The sequence below is a fragment of the Neorhizobium sp. BETTINA12A genome (genome assembly GCF_023006485.1).
Classification (GTDB): domain Bacteria; phylum Pseudomonadota; class Alphaproteobacteria; order Rhizobiales; family Rhizobiaceae; genus Neorhizobium.
Map to the genome: position 1 here is coordinate 1 of NZ_JALBGW010000097.1, position 18,251 is coordinate 18,251.

Sequence of the window (18,251 nt, forward strand, 5' to 3'; positions counted from 1 at the left end):
GGCTTCGATCAGGGCCTCGCGGCCGGCCGCAACTTCGATGCCGCTCCCGGCAAGCGCATCCTTCAGCGCCGCATACTGGCGGTCGTCGGCGGTAACCGCGAGTTTCGCGCCGCAGGCCTTCGCCTGGTCCGCCAGAAGCGCGATATTACTGTTGCCGGTGATGGCGACGACCTCGAAGGCTTCGCGGCCGCCGAGCTGGTTCACCACATCCAACGTATTGACGCCGATCGAGCCGGTGGAACCGAGGATGCTGATACGGCGCTTGCCGGTTTCGGCCATGCTGTTTTCCATTTCCTAAAGCTGCCGTTGGTCTACAAGCGAAAGCCACGGCTCACAAGAGCGGGCTTGAATTCGGCCCGGCTGCGACCAAGTGCAGCTTGCACAACGGGTGCTCTTGGCGCGAAGTGGGATGATGAGCGAACACCATGAAATCCAGACGACCTGCGTGATCGCCGGCGCCGGCCCGGCGGGTCTGATGCTCGGCCTCCTGCTGGCGCGGGCCGGAGTCGATGTGACGGTCGTCGAAAAGCACGCGGATTTCCTGCGCGATTTCCGCGGCGACACGATCCATCCCTCGACGCTGGAAGTGATGCACGAACTCGGCCTGATCGACGAATTTTTGCGGCTGCCGCATACGCGAGCGCCAAAACTCTCCGCCGAAATGGGTGGGGAGACGATCACCATCGCGGATTTTTCGCGACTACCGGTCAAGAACCGCTTCATTGCCTTTATGCCGCAATGGGACTTTTTGAGTTTTCTCGCCGCAAAGGCGCAAGCTTTTCCGAACTTCCGGCTGATCATGCGGGCGAAGGTGGTGGACGTGCTGGAGGATCGGGGCACAATCTCGGGCCTCGTCCTGGAGACGCCGGAAGGAGAACTCATCATCCGCTCGACGCTTGTCGTCGGTGCGGACGGCCGCAATTCGGCCGTGCGGGAAAAGGCTCGCCTCGATGTCGAGAGTTTCGGCATGCCGAGCGAAGTCGTCTGGATGAAGCTGTCGAAACAACCGGGCGATCCCCGCGAGGTGATGGGGCATGCCGGACCGCGCCAGGGTTTCGTGCTGATCGACCGCGGCGACTATTGGCAGTGCGGGTATGTGATCCGCCGCACCACGTTCGCGGAGATCCGCGAGAGGGGCATCGAGGCTTTTCGGCAGATGGTGATCGACGTTTCACCGCTGCCGGCCGAGCGGATGCAGGAGGTCCGCAGTTTCGAGGATACCAACCTGCTGACGGTGCGGATCGACCGGCTGAAGCAGTGGTGGCGGACGGGGTTGATCTGCATCGGCGACGCGGCGCATGCGATGTCGCCGATCGGCGGCGTCGGCGTCAATCTGGCGATCCAGGATGCCGTGGCGGCCGCCAATATTCTGGCCGCACCGCTGCGCGACAAGCGTCTGACTGAAGCGGATCTCGCAGCCGTCGAAAAGCGGCGCAGTTTTCCAACCAGGGCAACGCAGAAGCTGCAGTTGATGATGCGCAGCAGCCGGCGCACTGATGAGGGAGACGACCGGAAGCGCCGGGGCCCGCCGGCCTTCATCCGGGGGATCGCCCGTTTTCCGCTGCTTGCCCATCTCGCCGGCCGGCTGATCGGCCTCGGCTTCCGCATGGAGCATGTGCGGGTGAAATGAGGCAACCTTTGACGGCCCGGCATCGTTGATCGGCAAAACAATCGAGGTTTTGCCATGCTCATGCTTGGACGAATGCTGACGATGGCGATGGCGCTGCTGGGCGGGATCTTCTTCTCCCAGGCGCCGGAATTTGCGCAGCAATACCGCCAGCGGATCGGCGGCGCGCTCGACGAGCTCAAGATCATGATCTCGGAATTCGACGCCCAGGCCAACCACAACGGCCTCGACCGCCAGGAGGCGCTCAACATCTATTCCGCCTCGCCGCAGATCTTCCTGCGCAATCAGGGCGAAGCGATGCGGCGGACTTTTTCGCGTTACGAGATGCTCGCCGAGCAACAGAAAGAGCTGACCCTGGCGCCGCCGTTCACCAAGCCGTTCGTGGTGATGCGCAATCCCGATTCGACGACGTTTGCGAATGCCTGGCGCGATTTTGTCCCAGGCGTGCCGGTGGATTTCGCAGGTCTCACCTGGGCGGCGGGGGGATTGTTCTGCGGCTGGCTGATTGCGGCACTTCTCGGCGCCGCCCGCCGCGGCGCCTTTCGCTTGGTAAGGCGGCCGAACCGGATGGACCAGACGTCGACGATTGCGCGATGAACGAGGGTGGTGATCCCAGATGGATTCGAACCATCGGCCTCAGGATTAGGAATCCTGCGCTCATTTAAGGGTGGCACTTTTCTTCCCACTGTTTACCACTGACCGAGGATGGGATCGGTGTTCGATCTCTCTAGGGGATCGAACACTCGCCGCTAGGCGGGAAAGAGTCATGCGAGCAAAGCTCGCATTCCGTTTTCGTCAAAGGGCCGGTGATCGGGCCATCGCCACATGTACGGCCCGAGATCACCGGCTACCTTTGGCCTAAAGACTCCGGCCGTAGGCCGACCATGTCGGCGAAGCCGATCTGGACCCGGCCATCGGCCGGGCTTGTAGAGTAGCTCAGCAACCGAAACCGAGTTGCACTTTGCCGCGGCGCCGAGTGACGGCGACTTTCAAGCTGGCTTCACAGTGGGGAAGAAGTGGCTACCACCTTATGCATTCAACTGGGCGGGCCCGCTCTTCCCGGAACGCACGCCGACTCATCGCCGGAGCGTCCACCATGGTCTCTCCCTCAGAGGCTTCACGAACTCGACCCCTTGCTCCTCGATGGATCGTTGTAGCACGTAGACTTTTTCAGCACCGACGCTTCCGCCCTTCTCAAGGCGGCGCACGGTCGTATGGGCAATACTAGAACGAGCGGCGAGCTCAGCTTGAGTTAGCCCCGCCAGTACGCGCGCTGCTCTGAGAACGCGGCCGGGCACCGGGTGGTAAAGATCGTCCGCAGCATCGGGGCTTGGCGGAGGCGCTAGTTCGGTGCTGAACGTGATAGCCCATTTTTCCCGCTCTACCGGTGCGACCAACGTCACCCCGAGACTTTCAAAATGGCTCCGCAATTTGCCCAGGATGTCGAATCCAACGATTCCTTGTTCACTCTCCATTCTGTGGATGGTGCGCGTCGATACACCCGTCGCTTTCGCGACGTCAGTCTGACTGAGGTCAAGGGCTTCCCTTGCCGCGTGAAGAAGGCGGTGCACGGTCTCCATCCGCCATCAATTTCAGGATTCAAAACTGTTGACAACACGCTCGTAAATCAGCCATCAATCGGCGAAAATATGATTCGAATCGGCGCCATAATGCAATTTAGCGCTGATCGATATTTTAAAGAGAGCGAATCATGTCAATCCGAATCCTTGAACGCACTGATGTGCTTCAGCTTCTCGATCATCACACGCAGATCGACGCAGACACCTCGTCCGTGCTCGTACTGTCGCGCGAACCAGTACTCGGCGACAGGAAGCGCGCCTATCGCTGGGTCACTTGTCTGGAGGGAGCGGTGGATGGGCACCCGCTCTTGATTGAAGGCCGCCGGATGACGAGGAGCAAGCGCATCGGTGTCTTTGAAAACGACAACGCGCGCACCGGTCTATTGTTCGCCTCTTTCGAAGACGATGACGAATCCTTGGAGTTGGAGTTGGATGGTCGGTATCGACTCTGCCAAGCACAGGCGGTCATAAGAACATGAGGCACAGGATCACCGCTGGTGCCTTCAAGGAACTCCGCAAGCGGCCGGGAGTCATGCTGAGCTATTTTGTACTCCGTCGAACCCTCCGCCATACCGCCCAGTTTCGAAGCGACCTGCCAGGCCTGATCATCGTCATTGTTGACAAGCATTGGGTCGGACGGTTTCATCGCGCGGGAGAGCTTCTCCTCTCCGGTCAGCGTCAAGCGTTTTTTAATGCTGAGACATCGAGGCATCGGGTCGTCACAATCGAGGGCGGAACAAAGAGGAAGGTAGATCTCGACGTCCTGCGGTACTCAGCACAGACGATCGTGATCGCCGACAGCTTCGACGTCCTTCCAGCCAAGGCAAGGATGGCAGCGGACGAAATCCTGTATGTTGACAATCCAACACCAAGACATGTGCAGGCAATTCGAAAGCTGACCGGGCGAAGCAAAGTCGATGCAGACACAGCCCGCCGAGTGGCGAATGGAACCTGGGACGAGATCGACGCACTGCTCTGCCGTCAGTCGCTTGACAAATCGACCTATCAGACCCCGAAGGGCGAAAAGGATTCAAGTGTCTCGGTCCCCAAGCTTTCGGAACTGCCGGGCTTCGTGTCGGTCCGTCTTTGGGCGTCAGAACTCGCTACCGATCTGGCTGCCTGGCGCGCCAGAAAGCTCGAGTGGTCGAACGTCGACAGGGCGGCGGTTCTGATCGGTCCGCCTGGCGTGGGCAAAACGATGTGCGCCGCAGCACTTGCTGCTGAGTTGGGAGTGGCTTTCGTCTCGACCTCGGCGGGCCAGTGGCAGTCGGCAGGAGGAGGCTATCTAGGCGACATGCTCAAATCGATGCGTTCCTCTTTCGAAGAGGCTGCCGCGTCCAAGGCCGGTGCGCTTCTATTCATCGATGAGCTCGACTCAATTGGGAACCGCGGACACGACAGTAGAAATGTTTACTATGAGACTCAGGTCGTCAACACTTTCTTAGAGCTGACAAGCCGCGATACTCCGGGAGTGGTAATGCTTGCTGCGACAAATCGTGTCGACGACATCGAACCCGCAGTACTCCGCTCCGGCCGCTTCGAACGGCAGATCTTCGTGGGTCTGCCGACGCGGGAGGAGCGAGCAGATATTCTCTCCTATCATCTAGGAAGCTTCGGTTCTGAACGAATTCGCCGCTGGACAGACCAGCTCGAAGACTTCAGCGCAGCCGATTTGGAGCGTGTAGCAAGGGCGATAAAGAGGTCCGCTCGCTCGGCGGGCCGGGAGGTAACCCTGGTGGACGTCGAAGCGGGTATGCCGGCGAAGGTCAGCCTTCCGGACGACGTGCTTTATCGCATCGCCGTCCACGAATGTGGGCATGCCATAGCCGCCCTGTCCTGCGACTTTATTGAAGGGATTACCATCGAGTTGGCCGGTACGATCTTCGAATCTCGGGGAATTCAGCCTGGGGGCCAGGTCCGCTACAAAACCAAAGATCTCGTGATGTCCACTGAAGATGATCTGCGAGCCCAAATTAGAATTTCCCTAGCGGGCCTCGCCGCGGAGGAAATCGAACTTGGCAGCAAGAGCACGGGTGCTGGAGGCCATCTTGGATCCGATCTCGACACGGCGACTAAAACCGCCGGATTAATGGTTGCCACTTGGGGAATGGGCCGAGTTCCGCAATTTCAAGCCGACCGACGGCAGCTAGAGCGAAGTGCCAGGTTTTCAGGCGCGCTGTCGGAAGAGGTTGGAAACATCCTCCTCGAGGAGTGGAGGAAAGTAAAAGATCACCTGCTTTTGGAACGGGAGAAGCTGCTGACAATGGTGTCAGAACTACTCCTAAAGCGCACGATCCGACTCAACCCTGATAGCTAGTGCCGGATATACCGAGACCGTCTCTTCTTCCGATGCTCGCTCTGACCCTCGATCGAACCGGCGCGCAGCATTCCTAGATCTCAAGCTTCAATGCGGCGATCTACTGGTGGTCGGTAGACAATGTTGATTCCTGTTAGGTGCCGGGCCTTGGTCGAGAAGGACGACCGGCTTATCCGGTCGTCCTCGAGAGGACGTCGGCGCCAGCGCCCGTCTTGCCTTGTTGAAACTAACTCGAGAGGCACCGGTGGTGCCAGCATGTGCTCGCCGGTTCTCTCGTATTTCAGGGCTTTGCGGCCGCGGCGCCTTAGCCAGGCTCTCAGAGTATTGGGTAGTTTCGCCGCCTGAGGCCGGGGGACGGGCTTGGTTTCACGATCCGTCTGACGCCAACGCCCGTTCGAACGAGGGACGTCCTTCGCCTGAAAGCCATTTCCTGGAACGTCCGAAGGCGGGGTTGGACAACACACCTCATCCAAATCCGCCGCTCAGGGCAATCTCCGTTCACGCCGGCGAGGACTCAGGCAATCTTACAACGCTCGCAGCAGCGTCATCTGGCCAATGTCCACCCTTTTCCAGGAATGTGTTCAAATTCTTTGCTGCGCTTCAGGGCAACCTTTATCAGGTCGTTGGCGTCATCTGAAATTATCTCGTAGCCCAACTCTTCCATCCTGACCCTGATCTCATTCTGCATCATCGCAACTCCGCCCGCATCTGATAGGATTTTTTTGGCGGCTTCACGGATCATCGGCGACTGCTTTTCCGATTTCCGGGTCGGAGCGGTGACTTCGTCAAAAGGTGGTACGTTTTTCGCGAGGGCGGTGGGAAGGCTGGGACGAGGAACCTCCACTGAACCGTTTTCGTTCTCGATCTCCTCCTGAAGCCGCTTGACGCGCTGCCGGTCGGACTCAATTTCGGCCTCCAAAAACGCAATATAGTCAGCGGATTTCGCTCGGAAGTCCTGAAGCTCGCGTTCTTTGTCGGCTAAGCCAGTCACATATTGAGCCACAATTTCACGGAAAAGTTCAGAGGACATTTAGTCTTCGTCCGTCAACGATTGCCTCCGACGTCCGTATGGACTACGGTCGGACATCCGATTCGCTAAGGGGGGTCTGAGTAGACGCGCGGGAACGCGTCTACTCTGCTATCCGATCCCCTGTCGTACCAAGAAAGGGGGTCGTATGCAGCATTAGTACCACGAACTTCCCCATTGCACCAGAGGCTAATGCCGGTTTTCAATCGGCGCTCCCGTGCGCGAAAAATGCCCCAATTCCCTATGGTTGCTGGAGGACACAGCTCTGCCTGTGGGCGCTCCGGTTTGTGGCGATATGGATAGTAGATCTCGTTATCGTTGATCCGACGTCCGATTCGCGGATGTTGAAGACTGCAGTGCGGACGGACGACGAGTCCTTCTGAGGGGTGAATTCCGTCCAAGTGTCGGCCGCAAATGTTCCGGTTGCGCGCGAGGATGTCTGATATTGTCCGTCCGACTTACTCGGCCGCGCGTCCCTTCATTTTATCACTTCGCTTGCCAAACCGCTCGCAACTTTGCGGGGGTTGTGGCTCGCTCAATCGTTGAGGTTACATGTCGAAAAAGACCGCCAAGCCAAGAAAAGCTCGTGACGTCCAATATGGTCTGCTCGAGCGTGGCAAATACTTTATGGTCGTGCGTCAAAAGTCGAAAATCGAGGGCGTGTATCGGCGCTGGCCCCAGTTGTACACGGTATTCCCTGGCAGTGCTGGCCGACTGACCGTCACTCGGGATGAGAAGATCCAGGAATTCTTCTTGGATAATGATGCCCGTGGTTACAATTGGATGCTGGATCATGCCCGCTCGGTGGGCTTGTTCATCGATCATTCGATGAGCCGCCTCATGTCTGATTCTGGTCTCATGGCCAGCCGGCGGTCGGAAGTCGAGCGACGGCTTCTGAAGGGCTTTGCACTAGCTCTCCGAGATGGAACGGGCGCGGAGGTCCAGGGCAGGTGGCTCGATGATACCAAGCTCTACTGGACTGCTCGTGGTAAGCGCAGGGCTAATCATATCCTTAAACGGGTCACGCACTACATCGAATGCAGTGGCGACGCCGATCTCAATTCCGGATGGGTTCAGGCTGCGACGACAGAAAGTTGGACGCCGGATCCCGTCACTGCTTTTCGGCTCGCGGCGGAAGTCGCATTCAGGAAGAAGCGCGGGCTACTTGGACACCTCGATACGAAGCAGCGAAAGGCAGCCCACCGCTTCGGTGGTATCGTAAACAACGGCCCAGCTCCTACCCAGACCGTCCCATCGTTTCCTTCAAGCTACGTCATTCCTCTCTTGTTTTTGGGCTTCAAGCGCAGTGTCGATGATTGGGACGAGACCGCAGAACTGCTTGCGCACCTTCTTGTGCTGTTCGGATTGAGACAGAGCGAGGGGTTTCACCTCTTCGTCTCCGACGTTCAATTCAATGATGGTAAAGTGTCGGTTCACTTTCACCATCCTCAATGGGGTAGGCTCCGACGCCCTGGTGGGGGGCAAATGACCCGACAGGAGTACTTGCAAGGATTCGGGTTGGCGCCCCGGAACTCAGTAAAGGACCGTCTCTGGGCCGGATGGAAAGGAATGTCCGAGGACGACGTTGGCACACCAGGCTTTTTTCTACCGATAGCACCTTTGGTCGCCCGAACTACTGACCTCCTGAAGCGGTACATTTTCGTGACACGCCCGCGCCTGATGGCGCGCCGTCCTAAATGGGCGGGTGACCACCCGTATCTTTTGGTGTCGACCGGACGTACCGCCGGTAGCGGCGGCGGACAGGTAGGTGATCCGTACACGATCAGCGCATTCAAGTCATCGTGGGGATCCGCGATCGCCAGGCTCAGCCAGATTTATGACGATCCAAACCTTGCTGTACAAAAAGCCGCAGGGACGACGCCTCATGGCTGCAGGCACTTTTACGGGCGATATCTTTGGACTGCGGGAGTCCCCGGCGAAGTCATCCAGCGAAGCATGCATCACCGAAGTTTCGAAGCTCATCGGGTCTATACCAGGCTTCAAAACTCGGAGATTTCAGATTTGTTGAACCGATACTCGCAAGGCCAATCCCGGACTGAATCCTTCAAGGCTATGCGCGACACCGTTTTCGACATGGCGCACCAGTTTGCCCACTACCGTAGGGAGGCTTGAAATGTTGTCTTTTCAGGATCGAAACGGCAACACCGTCTTTCTTAATCTGACAGACGAGGATGCCTTCAACGACGGGGCACCGCTTACTGCCGAAGTGCAGACCGCGCTGCAGCGAATACGCAAGATGGCGTCGAATCGGCAATTGAAGGACTCCGAGATAGCCGCTGCCGATCTCATTTTCGATGAAGGCGTGGTGTTTTCTCCTTGGAACGTACTTAAGAAACAGCGGCATCTGAACGCCAAGATCTGCACGCACTTAAACAATCAAGCGAGCTTCGGCGTTCAGCTAAGAGAACTGCTGGACGACGTCGGCGCCTTCGATTTTCTGCAGCGTGTAGCCGATAAAGGAAATGCCTCGTCGATGATGGAGCGTCTGATCACGCTGTTCGCGATGTGCACCACCGGCCTTGACGATCCTCAAGATGCACCGGTTGAGCTGATCCAACGCCTCGTCGATCATCTCAGAAGTGAAGACGGCTTAAGGTGGAAGGCGGGGATATTCGGCGCCAATCCACTGAATCTTCAGTGCGCTTCTCAGTTCGTTCTCGGTCTCTCAAAGATTTATCCCGACGCGAAGCTTGAGGAAAAGGCGAGGCAGCACAGGAGGGCTGTAGGAAGGAGGGACACGTGGGTCGCATTTCAGGCGGAGATGACGGATCCGCGCCGGAGCGAGATCTTGCGTCATTTCAAATCGTTCGAAGCCGAGAACACCGTCGATCCGTCAAAAGCGATCACTGCTGTCCGATATGTCGCCAGTTGGCTGGACGAGACTGCTCCAGGGCAGGATTTGCTACTGCTGTCGGCGTCGCGAAACAGGGATGTCTCCTTCTCGCAGTATATGAAAAAGCGAGTTGGGTCCTTCACCCAGCATGTCGTTGATGCAGTCAAAACTGCGCGTAACTTTTGCGACCACATGTTGGAAAATCTGGAGTCGGACAGTGGTCGAGAAGACTTGTTTCCATTAATTTCGGAACGCGAAGTCCAGACGACGAAGAACGAGGTTGGGAAGACCACGCGGCGCCGGACGACTGCAGCAGCTCGTCCTCTCCCGGAAAGAATTCATTGGCTCGTCCGCGATCTACTTGACGAAGGTGAAGATGGCTGGCCTGGTCTAGCGAAGGTCTTCAAAGTCAACATCGTCAGAAACGGCCAAACAGAAGAAATCTTCTGCCCAGTTGGCCCAACTCTGCTAAGGGCGGCGTTCGATATTCCCGTACGGATGGGCAGTCTTAGACGCCTCGACAGCGGAGAAGGCGATGTGACGCGGTTCAATGCGGATGCAATGGCTTGGGAGGATAATGAAGGCGCCTTGGCGGGATACTGGGCGGACGCGGCTGCTAAGCCGCGCCGAGACTTCGAAGGGCGGGGCTATGCGCGTCTTATCCGCGACCCGCTTAAGGACATCTCCGGATTTTTCATCAACACAAATAAAACCGGTGAGCCACATGAAATTCCCTGGGAGCACGAAAGGCTTCATAAGTCGCTTTACCAACTGAGAAAATGGCAGGAGAAGTTCAACCCCATAACCAAGCCGATTTCTCCCGAAATATACTTGGATTCCGAAAAGAGAGTATCGAATAAAGCCAAGAAAAACATGCCGGATATATTTCCTCTCATGCGCATGTTCCCCACTCCCACCAAGCCGCACCTGGGAAGGATAATAAGTCACCATGAACTTGAGAGGATGTGGACCGAGGTGCTCAGAGAGGCCGAGGTCCGCTATGCGGCCATAAATCCGGACCAAGCTATTCAGCTAATCCGCCGCGAAGCGAACGGACAATGGCGGCCGCTGTACGGTCTCCACGGGCTAAGAGTGAGGGGCATCACAGACCTCCGCCGAAGCGGCATGCCGCTCGAGATCATCAGCAAATTCATTGCGGGCCACTCAACGCTCATGATGACTGCCTATTACCTGAAATTCTCACCGGCGGAAATTGAGGATTTCATTTCCAAGGCTGCCGAGAATACGCAAGCCGCTCGAAAGCTGATAGACGACTGCAGGACGATGAGCATCGAAGAGGCGAGACTTCGAACCGTGTCGCTGTCCCCTGCGCAATGGGAAGAGGTCGTCGACGCCGGCTCAAGTGTTGAATTCTGTAACGTTGATTTCGGATTCTGCCCTTGGGACTGCACGCGTTGCCATGACGGCGGGCCACTGCTCCGTTCGAGCGGTGACGACATTGCAAAGGCGATCCACGGCCCAGTTCCCGGCGGACGACACAACTGCATCATGTGCAGGCACTTCGTCTCAGGGCCGCCCTTCCTTTTGCAATTGACGGCTTACGGAACCAAGCTTTGCGAAAAACGTGAGCATCTTGCCAAGGAGGAAAGCCGAATCAATCTGGAGGTAGGCATGCTGGAGACCCACTTTAAGCAGGGCACAGTGAGCAAGGACGCCTTCAGGAACAGGTGCGATGTGCTTCAGCAGCAGCTCATTGCCGTTAAGGACGATCAGGTCGTGACTGAGAGCTCGATTTTCAATGTCGAACTGCTTTGCAACGCATCCGTCCGTCTGATGGACGAAGTCGTTACCGATGGGGTGACTCTGGTCGCTGGCAGCAGGGAGTCGGTCATTGAATATACCGAGGTGACTCCCTTCCAACGCAACGTGTGGCTGACGGCAGCGAGCCGCATTTATCCGGTACTTGGCGAACCTCGTGTCGAGCAGAGCCGAGACCTTTACATTGACCTTGTATTGCACAATTCTGGCTTCACACCCCCACGGCTTATGCCCTCGATCAGCCAGGACCAGTGCAAGCAGGCCATGGACCAATATGCACAGTTGCTAGTCGGGCGGGTGTCAGCGGACGACACTCGGCTACTCGCTGAAGGCGAACTCAAACTCCGTGACGTCGGGCTCGAAGCCGAAGTGCGTGCTCTTATGGACGCCGCGATCGCAGGATCCATAGCGCTCACGACAGAAACCAGTAGTCTTCCTGCTATCACCTCTGCGATGGAGGTGGCATGATGGCGTCGAGAAAGGGGGCGGTGGTAGCAATTGCCGATGCCAAGTCCGACGCGCTCATTGCGGCCTGCCCGGAGGGCAGCCGCGAGAGAGCCAATCTCGAGGCCATAAGGGGTGTCTGCCGTTCGATGGTGGGGGCCAGGACTCCTACGCTGCCGACGGCGCCTTTAGTGTGCGAACGGGGGGCTCTTCGCAACCCGGAATTCCCCAGCGTTCAGACGCTTTACAACTACTACCGCGGCATGCTCAAGATCTGGCGGACTGCGTTCCATGAAGTCCTTAACATCGATGCGGATAGGCCGATCGCGCATGACGAGGTCGAGAGGATAGACACCTCCAACATGGATTCTTCGACATCGTTCGTCGTGGAGAGGCTGAAGCAAATCGTTTTCGAGCTCACCCAGCGCTGCAACGTCTTGAAGCATATCATCGATGAAAGCGTTCCTGTGCCTGCAGGGGACCTACCGGAGGACGCGTCGCAAATCGTCAACGGTCTAGCTGAGTGGACGCGGTCTATGTCCAGCGGCGCCTTCGTCCTCGACGACTTTGGCTTGAAGGTCAGCAGGCGCACTCCGATAGGAACCCGGATCATGGACGCAGACCTGTTCAATGAGCTGTCGAGATTCGTGGATGACTTTCAGAACGTTCAAAGGGCTCGGAAGGCTTCCGGCACGAATTCACCATAGATGCCGAGTAAACAATGAACGTCCCAGGCCGCGGGAGCGAGCGGCCTGCCAACCCTATTAAGCGAAGAGCCGCGGCAACGCGGCTCGGCGCTCAGCCGTCCATGTCTGCATGACGAGGGCCATTTCCGATGCAACACCGACGCGAACCCGGCAGCCATTTTCGAACTTCGAAACGTTGACTGTGGCCTGCGAGATCTGTCGTTAGGACTTGTTCCGCGATTTAGTGAGAATTTCATTAAGAACGCGTCCGGCAGGGCCTTTTCCTTCTCTGGTTACCACATTCGATGCCAGAAGCCTTTCATCCAAAGCGGCCTGAGCACTTCGCTTTGGATCTTCAATCGGCAGATAGAGAGACTTTAGATATAGAATCTGATCCCGCGCCTTACGCTCGCGTGATGAGGCACGGCCAAGCTCGACGTCGACGATCTCGAGCATCCTGGGAAGAGGGGTCTCCATGTCGGCGACGGTGATAGCCTTCAGGGTCGCCGGTTTAGGCCCGATTTCGAACACGTCGCCCTGCGAAAAGCCGGGTCGCACGATCTCCGCGCATCCGAGCATGATCCGAATGGCGACAGGAAGCCGCGTCGCACTCGTTCCGGCGAAGCGAAGCACGCCGCCGTGCAGCGAAGCCACCCCCTCGTCGACGGCCTTGTCAAACGCCTCCTGCAGGTTCGAGGCGTTCCTGAGCGCGCTGAGTTCGCTCGTCGCCTGGGCCGAAAGCGCGGCGTGGCTCCCGAAGAAGTGACGGACGTCTCTCTGCATCGAGACCGGGAGGCTGGCGTAGCGCGGGGCGCCCGGAAAGATCGAGAGAGCCGTCTCGACGAGGAGGTCCTCCCGCCGGGCCGCCGCGACCTCGTCAAGCAGGGGCATGTCGAACAGGGCGGAACAGGCCTGCATCGCGCGGGCGAGGCTGACGTTCTTCTCGGAAAGGGAGACCATCACCGCGAGATCTACCTCGTCGGCGGTCGGCAGCCGGCCGAGGGAGAGCGCCGTCTCCCAGAGCGACGCCGTCTCGCTTGAAATCCGCTCCACGAGCGACGGACGTGGCGGCGCTGCCTCGCGCGGCGCCCGCACTGGCCGGGGAAGAGCGTGTCTCCTGATGATCGCGTCGGCGCGGGAGCGCTTCCGCATCGCGACCCGCTGCTCGAGCTCCTTGTCACGGAAGACGGCGACGATCCCCTGCCCGAGCGGCGTGACGCGCTCGCCCAGGCTCTGGCTGACGAACAGCATGAGTTCGTCCTGCGCGTAGTAGCGCTGGAATGTCGAGCGCATCGTGAGATAGCCGTCTCCATGCGGCCTCTGTCGCGATACGTCGACACGGCCCGCCAGCATTGAGCTAACCGTCATTCCTTTCCTCGCGAAGCCCCAAGCCGCCCGCAGCGTCTCCTCGCGTTCGCGCGGGTCTTCGATGACGTTGATCACGAAGCCCAGGTTCACTATGTCGGCTGGCGCTCTGCGGCCGTCCGGACGATGGGCCGGATCCCAGCCCCAGGCGGCGTATCCGTCCGCCTGAAGCGCGGCGACGTCGTCACCGATTCCGCAGCCGTAGTCGAACAGGCCGTCGTCCTTCGTCAGCATTCCACACTCAATCATGGCGGCGACCGGTGACGACAGTCCGACGCGGGTGATAGCGGTCTTTTCCCTGCTCACCTCGATGTGACCGGCGTCCGCGTGGAGCAGTCTCGGCCCGTCGATGCGCAGACCCGCCTCTTTCACCAAAAGGTTCCAGGCCTCCCGCGTTCCGATCGTCTTCGTATCCGTGAACAGCCCCTTCTCCTCCGCCAGGCGGGTGATGGCGGCGAATGCCGGGATTCGGGCGTCGTCCGACGGAAGGAGAAGCTCCTTGCGATGCAGGATCGGCGGATTGGCCCGTTTGGAATAGTCCGTAAGCTTCGTTGCGCCCGTGGAAAGATCGATCGTGGTGGCGCGCAGCAGCGCGGGAAATGCGTGAAGAGAGAAGTCCTCGTAGAGAAGCAGGGAGACTTTTCCAGCGCCCGTCTTCGAGACGTTCCATTCGACGTCTGGCGCGCGAGCCAATGCTCTTAGGAGAAGTTCGCCGTCCTGGCCTAAAAGACGGTCCTGCGCTGACCGATGGAGATAGAGACTGCCACCCACCCGCTTTCCTAGCGCAACAGTCCTGTCCTTAGAGGCATTGTCGGCAGGCGTGGAATCCATTGCGATCTCCGTTGCCCATTTCTAACAAGCGAAATCCGCGCCTGTCCAGACCGAAGTCGATCGCACCGTCGGACCGTCGTGAGTAGCAGATACACCGCTGGAAGCCGTTTCCTACGCCGCGAGTTCAAACAAGCTGGCTCAACGTCACGGAGAAGTTGACATGGAAGAACTCTTGATCGATCCGCTCGTCGCGGAATATATGGGATACGCGGACGTAGTCGCGACGGCAGCGCTCGCCGACGATGAATCAAGTTAGCGCGCTCCTCCCTCCGGGCAGCACGCTGTCACCCGACGAAGGGTCGTCGTCATCCATTACGGCTGCGACCTGGAGGTCCCGTCGAGTGGCGTCGCCGCCGTCGAGACCTGCGTCATCGACCGAGAGGCGGAAGCCTACTATCTGTCACGCATCGCGAGAGCCTGCGGATCGACGAGGAAATTTGGGCGCTCAACGCCGCGAGCCCCTGAGCGCCCTCCTGATTCATTCCCAGCGGCCGGCCGCTGAAGCGCGCCAGCCCATCACGATGGCCTCGGCTATGACCGCGGTCTCCTCCTCCGGATCGAGGAAGGGAACCTGCGCGTAGATCTTTTCATCGCTGTCGAGCTTTGCGATCAGGTGCCCCTGCCCAAGCAGCTTCTCTGCACCCTTGTCCCCGAGCGCGACCTTCGAGCTCCCCTCGTCGCCGAGCCTCAGCACCAGCTTGTTGCCCAGGTTCGTGCGGAGCTGCATCGACATCACCTGATTGTCGGCCCGCTGGTAGATCATCACCATGTGGATGCCCGACGCCCGCGACTTGGTGGCGATCTCGTTGATGAGCGGCGACACCTGCTCCTTGAAGTCCTCGTCCTGCATCCAGTTCGCCACCTCGTCGAAGACGAGGACGATACGCGGCATGGCGACCGGTCTTTGCTCCGGAGGAAGCCGCCAATAGAGATTGATGTTGGCAACGCCCGCGTCCCGCAGTGTCTCATATCTCCTCTCCATCTCGACGACGAGGCCTCGGAACAGCTCGAGAGCCTGCTCCTTGTCGCCGACGATCTCGCCCTCCAGATGCGGCAGCCTTGTCATCCAGCCGTAGTCGACCCCGGCTTTCGGATCCACCATGTAGAGGCGCAGGTTGTCAGGCGAGTTGAACGCACAGAGATCGAGGATCAGGTTGGACGCCAGGATGCCCTTCCCGCTGCCGGTCGAGCCGGAGACGATCGTGTGCGGCGCGGCCCTCGGGATTTCCCCGAACGGGCCGAACAGCGGCATGTACAGCATTTCGCCGGAAAGCTCGGTCTCGCCCAGCACGAGCGCGCCGTTCGACACAGGGGCGCTCGGCTCGAGATCGCGCTTCATCCACGCGTCGGAGAGATGCACCACCGACCGCTTCGGCCTGTTGATCGACACCGCGATCTTGCCGGTCAGCGGCGTGATCCGTCCGATGTCCACGCCATATCGCGTCAGCAGGTCCGTCTGCTTCTTCTCGAGCCATGCGACCGTCACCCCCTTGCTGCCGTCCAACGTGAGGACCGCGGAGTTCGGGGTGAGCCGCCGCTCGATGATCGCGGCGTGCATGGCCTCGGCTTGAAGCGCGTCGCGCAGCTTGTCGACCTCTCCGTCGAGCCATTGCTCGCCCGCGGTCGTCTGACCCGACCGCCGCATCGCCGACAGGGCGTTCCAAACGGATGGAAGCCATCCCGAGGGCGGCGCCGACGGCTCTTCCAACGGCGCTACCTCTTCAAGAATCTGCTCCACGGCCGGTTCATCGGTCACTACGGGGGGCGGCGGAGACGCGTCGGCCTCCGCGACGGGTGTCGCTTCGACCACGGCCACCTCGTCCTCCATCAGTTGCGGCACGTCCGAACTCGCGGGCGGCACGACGAGAAGCGGTCCGGCATAGGGGTTTCCCGGCCATTCCGGCGGCACGCGGAGCCGCGACGGCGCGGCCTCGTTCAGCAGATCCTTGAAGCCGCCAGCGATGGATGGCCGGCCGTAGACCCACTGGGCCAGCAGCCTGCGCTGCGAGGCGGGATGGACCTCGTGATCCGGAACGAACGCCTCGTTCTTCGGATCCTCCTCCATGTCGTGCACGTAGACGACGCTGTGGCCGGACACGGTTATCGGAAGCGATCCGTCGCGCAGCGCGGCAAGCCACTCCTCGAACGTCGTCCCGTCGATGTGGTCGAAAGGGTCGATATGCTCGAGCACGAGGTCTGCGACGCGGGAGCGCCACGCCAGCGGGTCGATGGTGCCGTCGCCGCTCGCAAGTCTCCGGGTGAGCGTCGCCACCGTGCTGGTGAGCTGCTCCAAAGAATGCTTCTTGTGCTCACCCATGCCGGCGTAGGAGACGAACTTGGCCTCGCCCACCGCGATCCGGAGAAGAAGCTTGCCGTCCACCTTGGCGAAGTTCACCGCCATGATGTCGGCACGATGGCTTCCGAGTTCGAGCCACGGGATGAAGTCGTCGATGAAGAACCAGGCCGTGCGCTGCATCTCCGCGGCGGCGTCCTGCCGCAGCAGCGCCTCCAGCTCCCGTCTCGCAAGCACAAGACCGAGCAGCTCGTGCGCATGGTTGACGCGCTCTGCGCCGCGCATGACGACCGCCCCGGACAGGCTTGCCGACTGGCGATGGACAGCCGATACGATCTCGTCGATCTCCGCCCCCGTGGCGTGCGGGATGGCGATCTTCAAATCCTTGACCAGCCGCTCCCCGAGCTTCTTCGCGTTGATCTCCGTCGAGATGATGACGTTGTGGTCGGACCGAGGCGAGCTGTAGTAGCGCAGGATTCGTCTCTCGTCGTTAGCGAGAAGCCTGCGGTCGGCGATCCGGTCGTAGGTCATGACCCATTCGGCGAGGCGGTGCGCCTTGTTCATCAGGTCCTTCACCGCGCCTGACTGGAATTCCACCTCCTGCAGCGGCACCCAGTGGTCGCCCGGCGTCGCTCCCTGCGATAGGCAACCGTGAAGCGCGTCGAGATATGCCTCCGACGCCGGCACGCGGCTGGGCGAGGTCAGATAGGTGCCCGAAGTGGTGTCTCCCTTGTGGAACGGCTTCTTGCGGGAGTGCGACGCGGGAACGTGAGCCTCGAACGGCTGCTCGGCCGCGGCCGCCACTCTCGCCCAGCGGACGTCGGCCTTGCGCGAGACCACGCTATGAAGGATGACGATGTCGTGCGCCTTGCCGTAGTTCTCGTCGAGGACGTCCGGGCTGATGATGCCGACGCGCAGTCGCGACAGGAAGTTGCGGGCCGCCTCGCTCGTCAGGGCGCTGTCGACCTCGTAGCCGATCCTGCGGTTCTGCTGCTCGTAGATGCGGCGGAGCTGCGCGGCGTCGTCATGGGTGATGACGAGGTCGCACCTTAGCGTCGCCTCCTTCTCCATCAGGGCCGCCATGTGCTCGGCGAGTTTGACGGGAAGGCCCTCGGATTCCGAGTTGAGAAGCATCGTGTTGAAGTTGGCCTTCTCATGCGGCCGAAGCTTCAGATAGTCCTTGGCGACGGTGTCGAAGCTGTCGGCGATCTCGTCGGCGGGCTCGTCGGCGATGACGGACTCGCCCGGACGTGGGCTTTCGAGGAGGCTGAGGTCGAGGGACCTGATGGTCTCGACCAGCAGCTCGGGCTTCGTGCCGTCGCTTTGACCGACGCCGAGACCCACGTCCATGTAGTAGGACGACGTCAGGTTCCGGACGGTGTCGCGGAGGAACGGTCCGACCTCGGAGGCGAAGCCCGCCGCCTTGCGCTGGATGCTGCGCATCGCCG

General features: G+C 59.8%; 11 protein-coding genes, 1 tRNA gene and 1 pseudogene. 7 read left to right on the forward strand and 6 right to left on the reverse strand.

Translation table 11 applies throughout. The annotated features are described in order from the left end of the window. Positions 1-279: pseudogene (locus MOV61_RS20260) on the reverse strand (1-deoxy-D-xylulose-5-phosphate reductoisomerase); the annotation flags it as partial. A 130-nt stretch (positions 280-409) separates the two neighbouring features. Here MOV61_RS20260 and MOV61_RS20265 point away from each other — a divergent pair. Beyond that, positions 410-1,630 (forward strand): FAD-dependent oxidoreductase, encoded by a 1,221-nt coding sequence (locus MOV61_RS20265; protein WP_247137849.1) that lies wholly within the window; start codon positions 410-412, stop codon positions 1,628-1,630. A 54-nt stretch (positions 1,631-1,684) separates the two neighbouring features. Next, positions 1,685-2,224, forward strand: coding sequence for a DUF2937 family protein (locus tag MOV61_RS20270; RefSeq protein ID WP_247137850.1), 540 nt, complete (start codon positions 1,685-1,687; stop codon positions 2,222-2,224). A 7-nt stretch (positions 2,225-2,231) separates the two neighbouring features. On the opposite strand, the gene MOV61_RS20275 is transcribed toward MOV61_RS20270, so the two are convergent. Beyond that, positions 2,232-2,340 (reverse strand) — tRNA-Arg (locus MOV61_RS20275). Between the two features lie 363 nt (positions 2,341-2,703). Then, positions 2,704-3,207 carry a helix-turn-helix transcriptional regulator gene (locus MOV61_RS20280; protein WP_247137851.1) on the reverse strand — a complete coding sequence of 168 codons (504 nt, stop codon included), beginning with the start codon at positions 3,205-3,207 and terminating at the stop codon, positions 2,704-2,706. Between the two features lie 131 nt (positions 3,208-3,338). Here MOV61_RS20280 and MOV61_RS20285 point away from each other — a divergent pair, with 131 nt between their 5' ends. Further along, the gene (locus MOV61_RS20285; RefSeq protein ID WP_247137852.1) at positions 3,339-3,686 is read left to right on the forward strand and encodes a hypothetical protein; all 348 of its coding nucleotides are present in this window, start codon (positions 3,339-3,341) and stop codon (positions 3,684-3,686) included. Then, positions 3,683-5,524, forward strand: a complete 1,842-nt coding sequence (locus MOV61_RS20290; RefSeq protein ID WP_247137853.1) for an AAA family ATPase — start codon at positions 3,683-3,685, stop codon at positions 5,522-5,524. The genes MOV61_RS20285 and MOV61_RS20290 overlap by 4 nt, the downstream gene beginning before the upstream one ends. Before the next feature lie 544 nt (positions 5,525-6,068). Here MOV61_RS20290 and MOV61_RS20295 read toward each other — a convergent pair. Further along, positions 6,069-6,554 (reverse strand): hypothetical protein, encoded by a 486-nt coding sequence (locus MOV61_RS20295; RefSeq protein WP_247137854.1) that lies wholly within the window; start codon positions 6,552-6,554, stop codon positions 6,069-6,071. A 549-nt stretch (positions 6,555-7,103) separates the two neighbouring features. On the opposite strand from MOV61_RS20295, the gene MOV61_RS20300 reads away from it, so the two are divergent. The 3 genes from MOV61_RS20300 to MOV61_RS20310 are packed head-to-tail and all read left to right on the forward strand — an operon-like array spanning position 7,104 to position 12,335. Then, on the forward strand, positions 7,104-8,684 hold the full coding sequence (locus tag MOV61_RS20300; RefSeq protein WP_247137855.1) for a tyrosine-type recombinase/integrase: 1,581 nt from the start codon (positions 7,104-7,106) through the stop codon (positions 8,682-8,684). A gap of 1 nt (position 8,685) precedes the next feature. Next, on the forward strand, positions 8,686-11,652 hold the full coding sequence (locus MOV61_RS20305; protein WP_247137856.1) for a VPA1269 family protein: 2,967 nt from the start codon (positions 8,686-8,688) through the stop codon (positions 11,650-11,652). After that, a complete protein-coding gene (locus tag MOV61_RS20310; RefSeq protein ID WP_247137857.1) occupies positions 11,649-12,335 on the forward strand; it encodes a hypothetical protein in 687 nt (228 codons plus the stop codon). The genes MOV61_RS20305 and MOV61_RS20310 overlap by 4 nt, the downstream gene beginning before the upstream one ends. Before the next feature lie 201 nt (positions 12,336-12,536). Here MOV61_RS20310 and MOV61_RS20315 read toward each other — a convergent pair whose 3' ends face one another. Continuing rightward, positions 12,537-14,510 (reverse strand): DNA phosphorothioation-associated putative methyltransferase, encoded by a 1,974-nt coding sequence (locus MOV61_RS20315; protein ID WP_247137858.1) that lies wholly within the window; start codon positions 14,508-14,510, stop codon positions 12,537-12,539. 478 nt (positions 14,511-14,988) lie between these two features. Continuing rightward, on the reverse strand, positions 14,989-18,251 hold a 3,263-nt coding region (locus MOV61_RS20320; protein ID WP_247137859.1), incomplete at its 5' end, for an FtsK/SpoIIIE domain-containing protein.

Bases quoted from the DNA above. Each gene is read 5' to 3' on its own strand.
- MOV61_RS20265 (WP_247137849.1), top strand. From the start codon at position 410: ATGATGAGCGAACACCATGAAATCCAGACGACCTGCGTGATCGCCGGC.
- MOV61_RS20270 (WP_247137850.1), top strand. From the start codon at position 1,685: ATGCTCATGCTTGGACGAATGCTGACGATGGCGATGGCGCTGCTGGGC.
- MOV61_RS20280 (WP_247137851.1), bottom strand. From the start codon at position 3,207: ATGGAGACCGTGCACCGCCTTCTTCACGCGGCAAGGGAAGCCCTTGAC.
- MOV61_RS20285 (WP_247137852.1), top strand. From the start codon at position 3,339: ATGTCAATCCGAATCCTTGAACGCACTGATGTGCTTCAGCTTCTCGAT.
- MOV61_RS20290 (WP_247137853.1), top strand. From the start codon at position 3,683: ATGAGGCACAGGATCACCGCTGGTGCCTTCAAGGAACTCCGCAAGCGG.
- MOV61_RS20295 (WP_247137854.1), bottom strand. From the start codon at position 6,554: ATGTCCTCTGAACTTTTCCGTGAAATTGTGGCTCAATATGTGACTGGC.
- MOV61_RS20300 (WP_247137855.1), top strand. From the start codon at position 7,104: ATGTCGAAAAAGACCGCCAAGCCAAGAAAAGCTCGTGACGTCCAATAT.
- MOV61_RS20305 (WP_247137856.1), top strand. From the start codon at position 8,686: ATGTTGTCTTTTCAGGATCGAAACGGCAACACCGTCTTTCTTAATCTG.
- MOV61_RS20310 (WP_247137857.1), top strand. From the start codon at position 11,649: ATGATGGCGTCGAGAAAGGGGGCGGTGGTAGCAATTGCCGATGCCAAG.
- MOV61_RS20315 (WP_247137858.1), bottom strand. From the start codon at position 14,510: ATGGATTCCACGCCTGCCGACAATGCCTCTAAGGACAGGACTGTTGCG.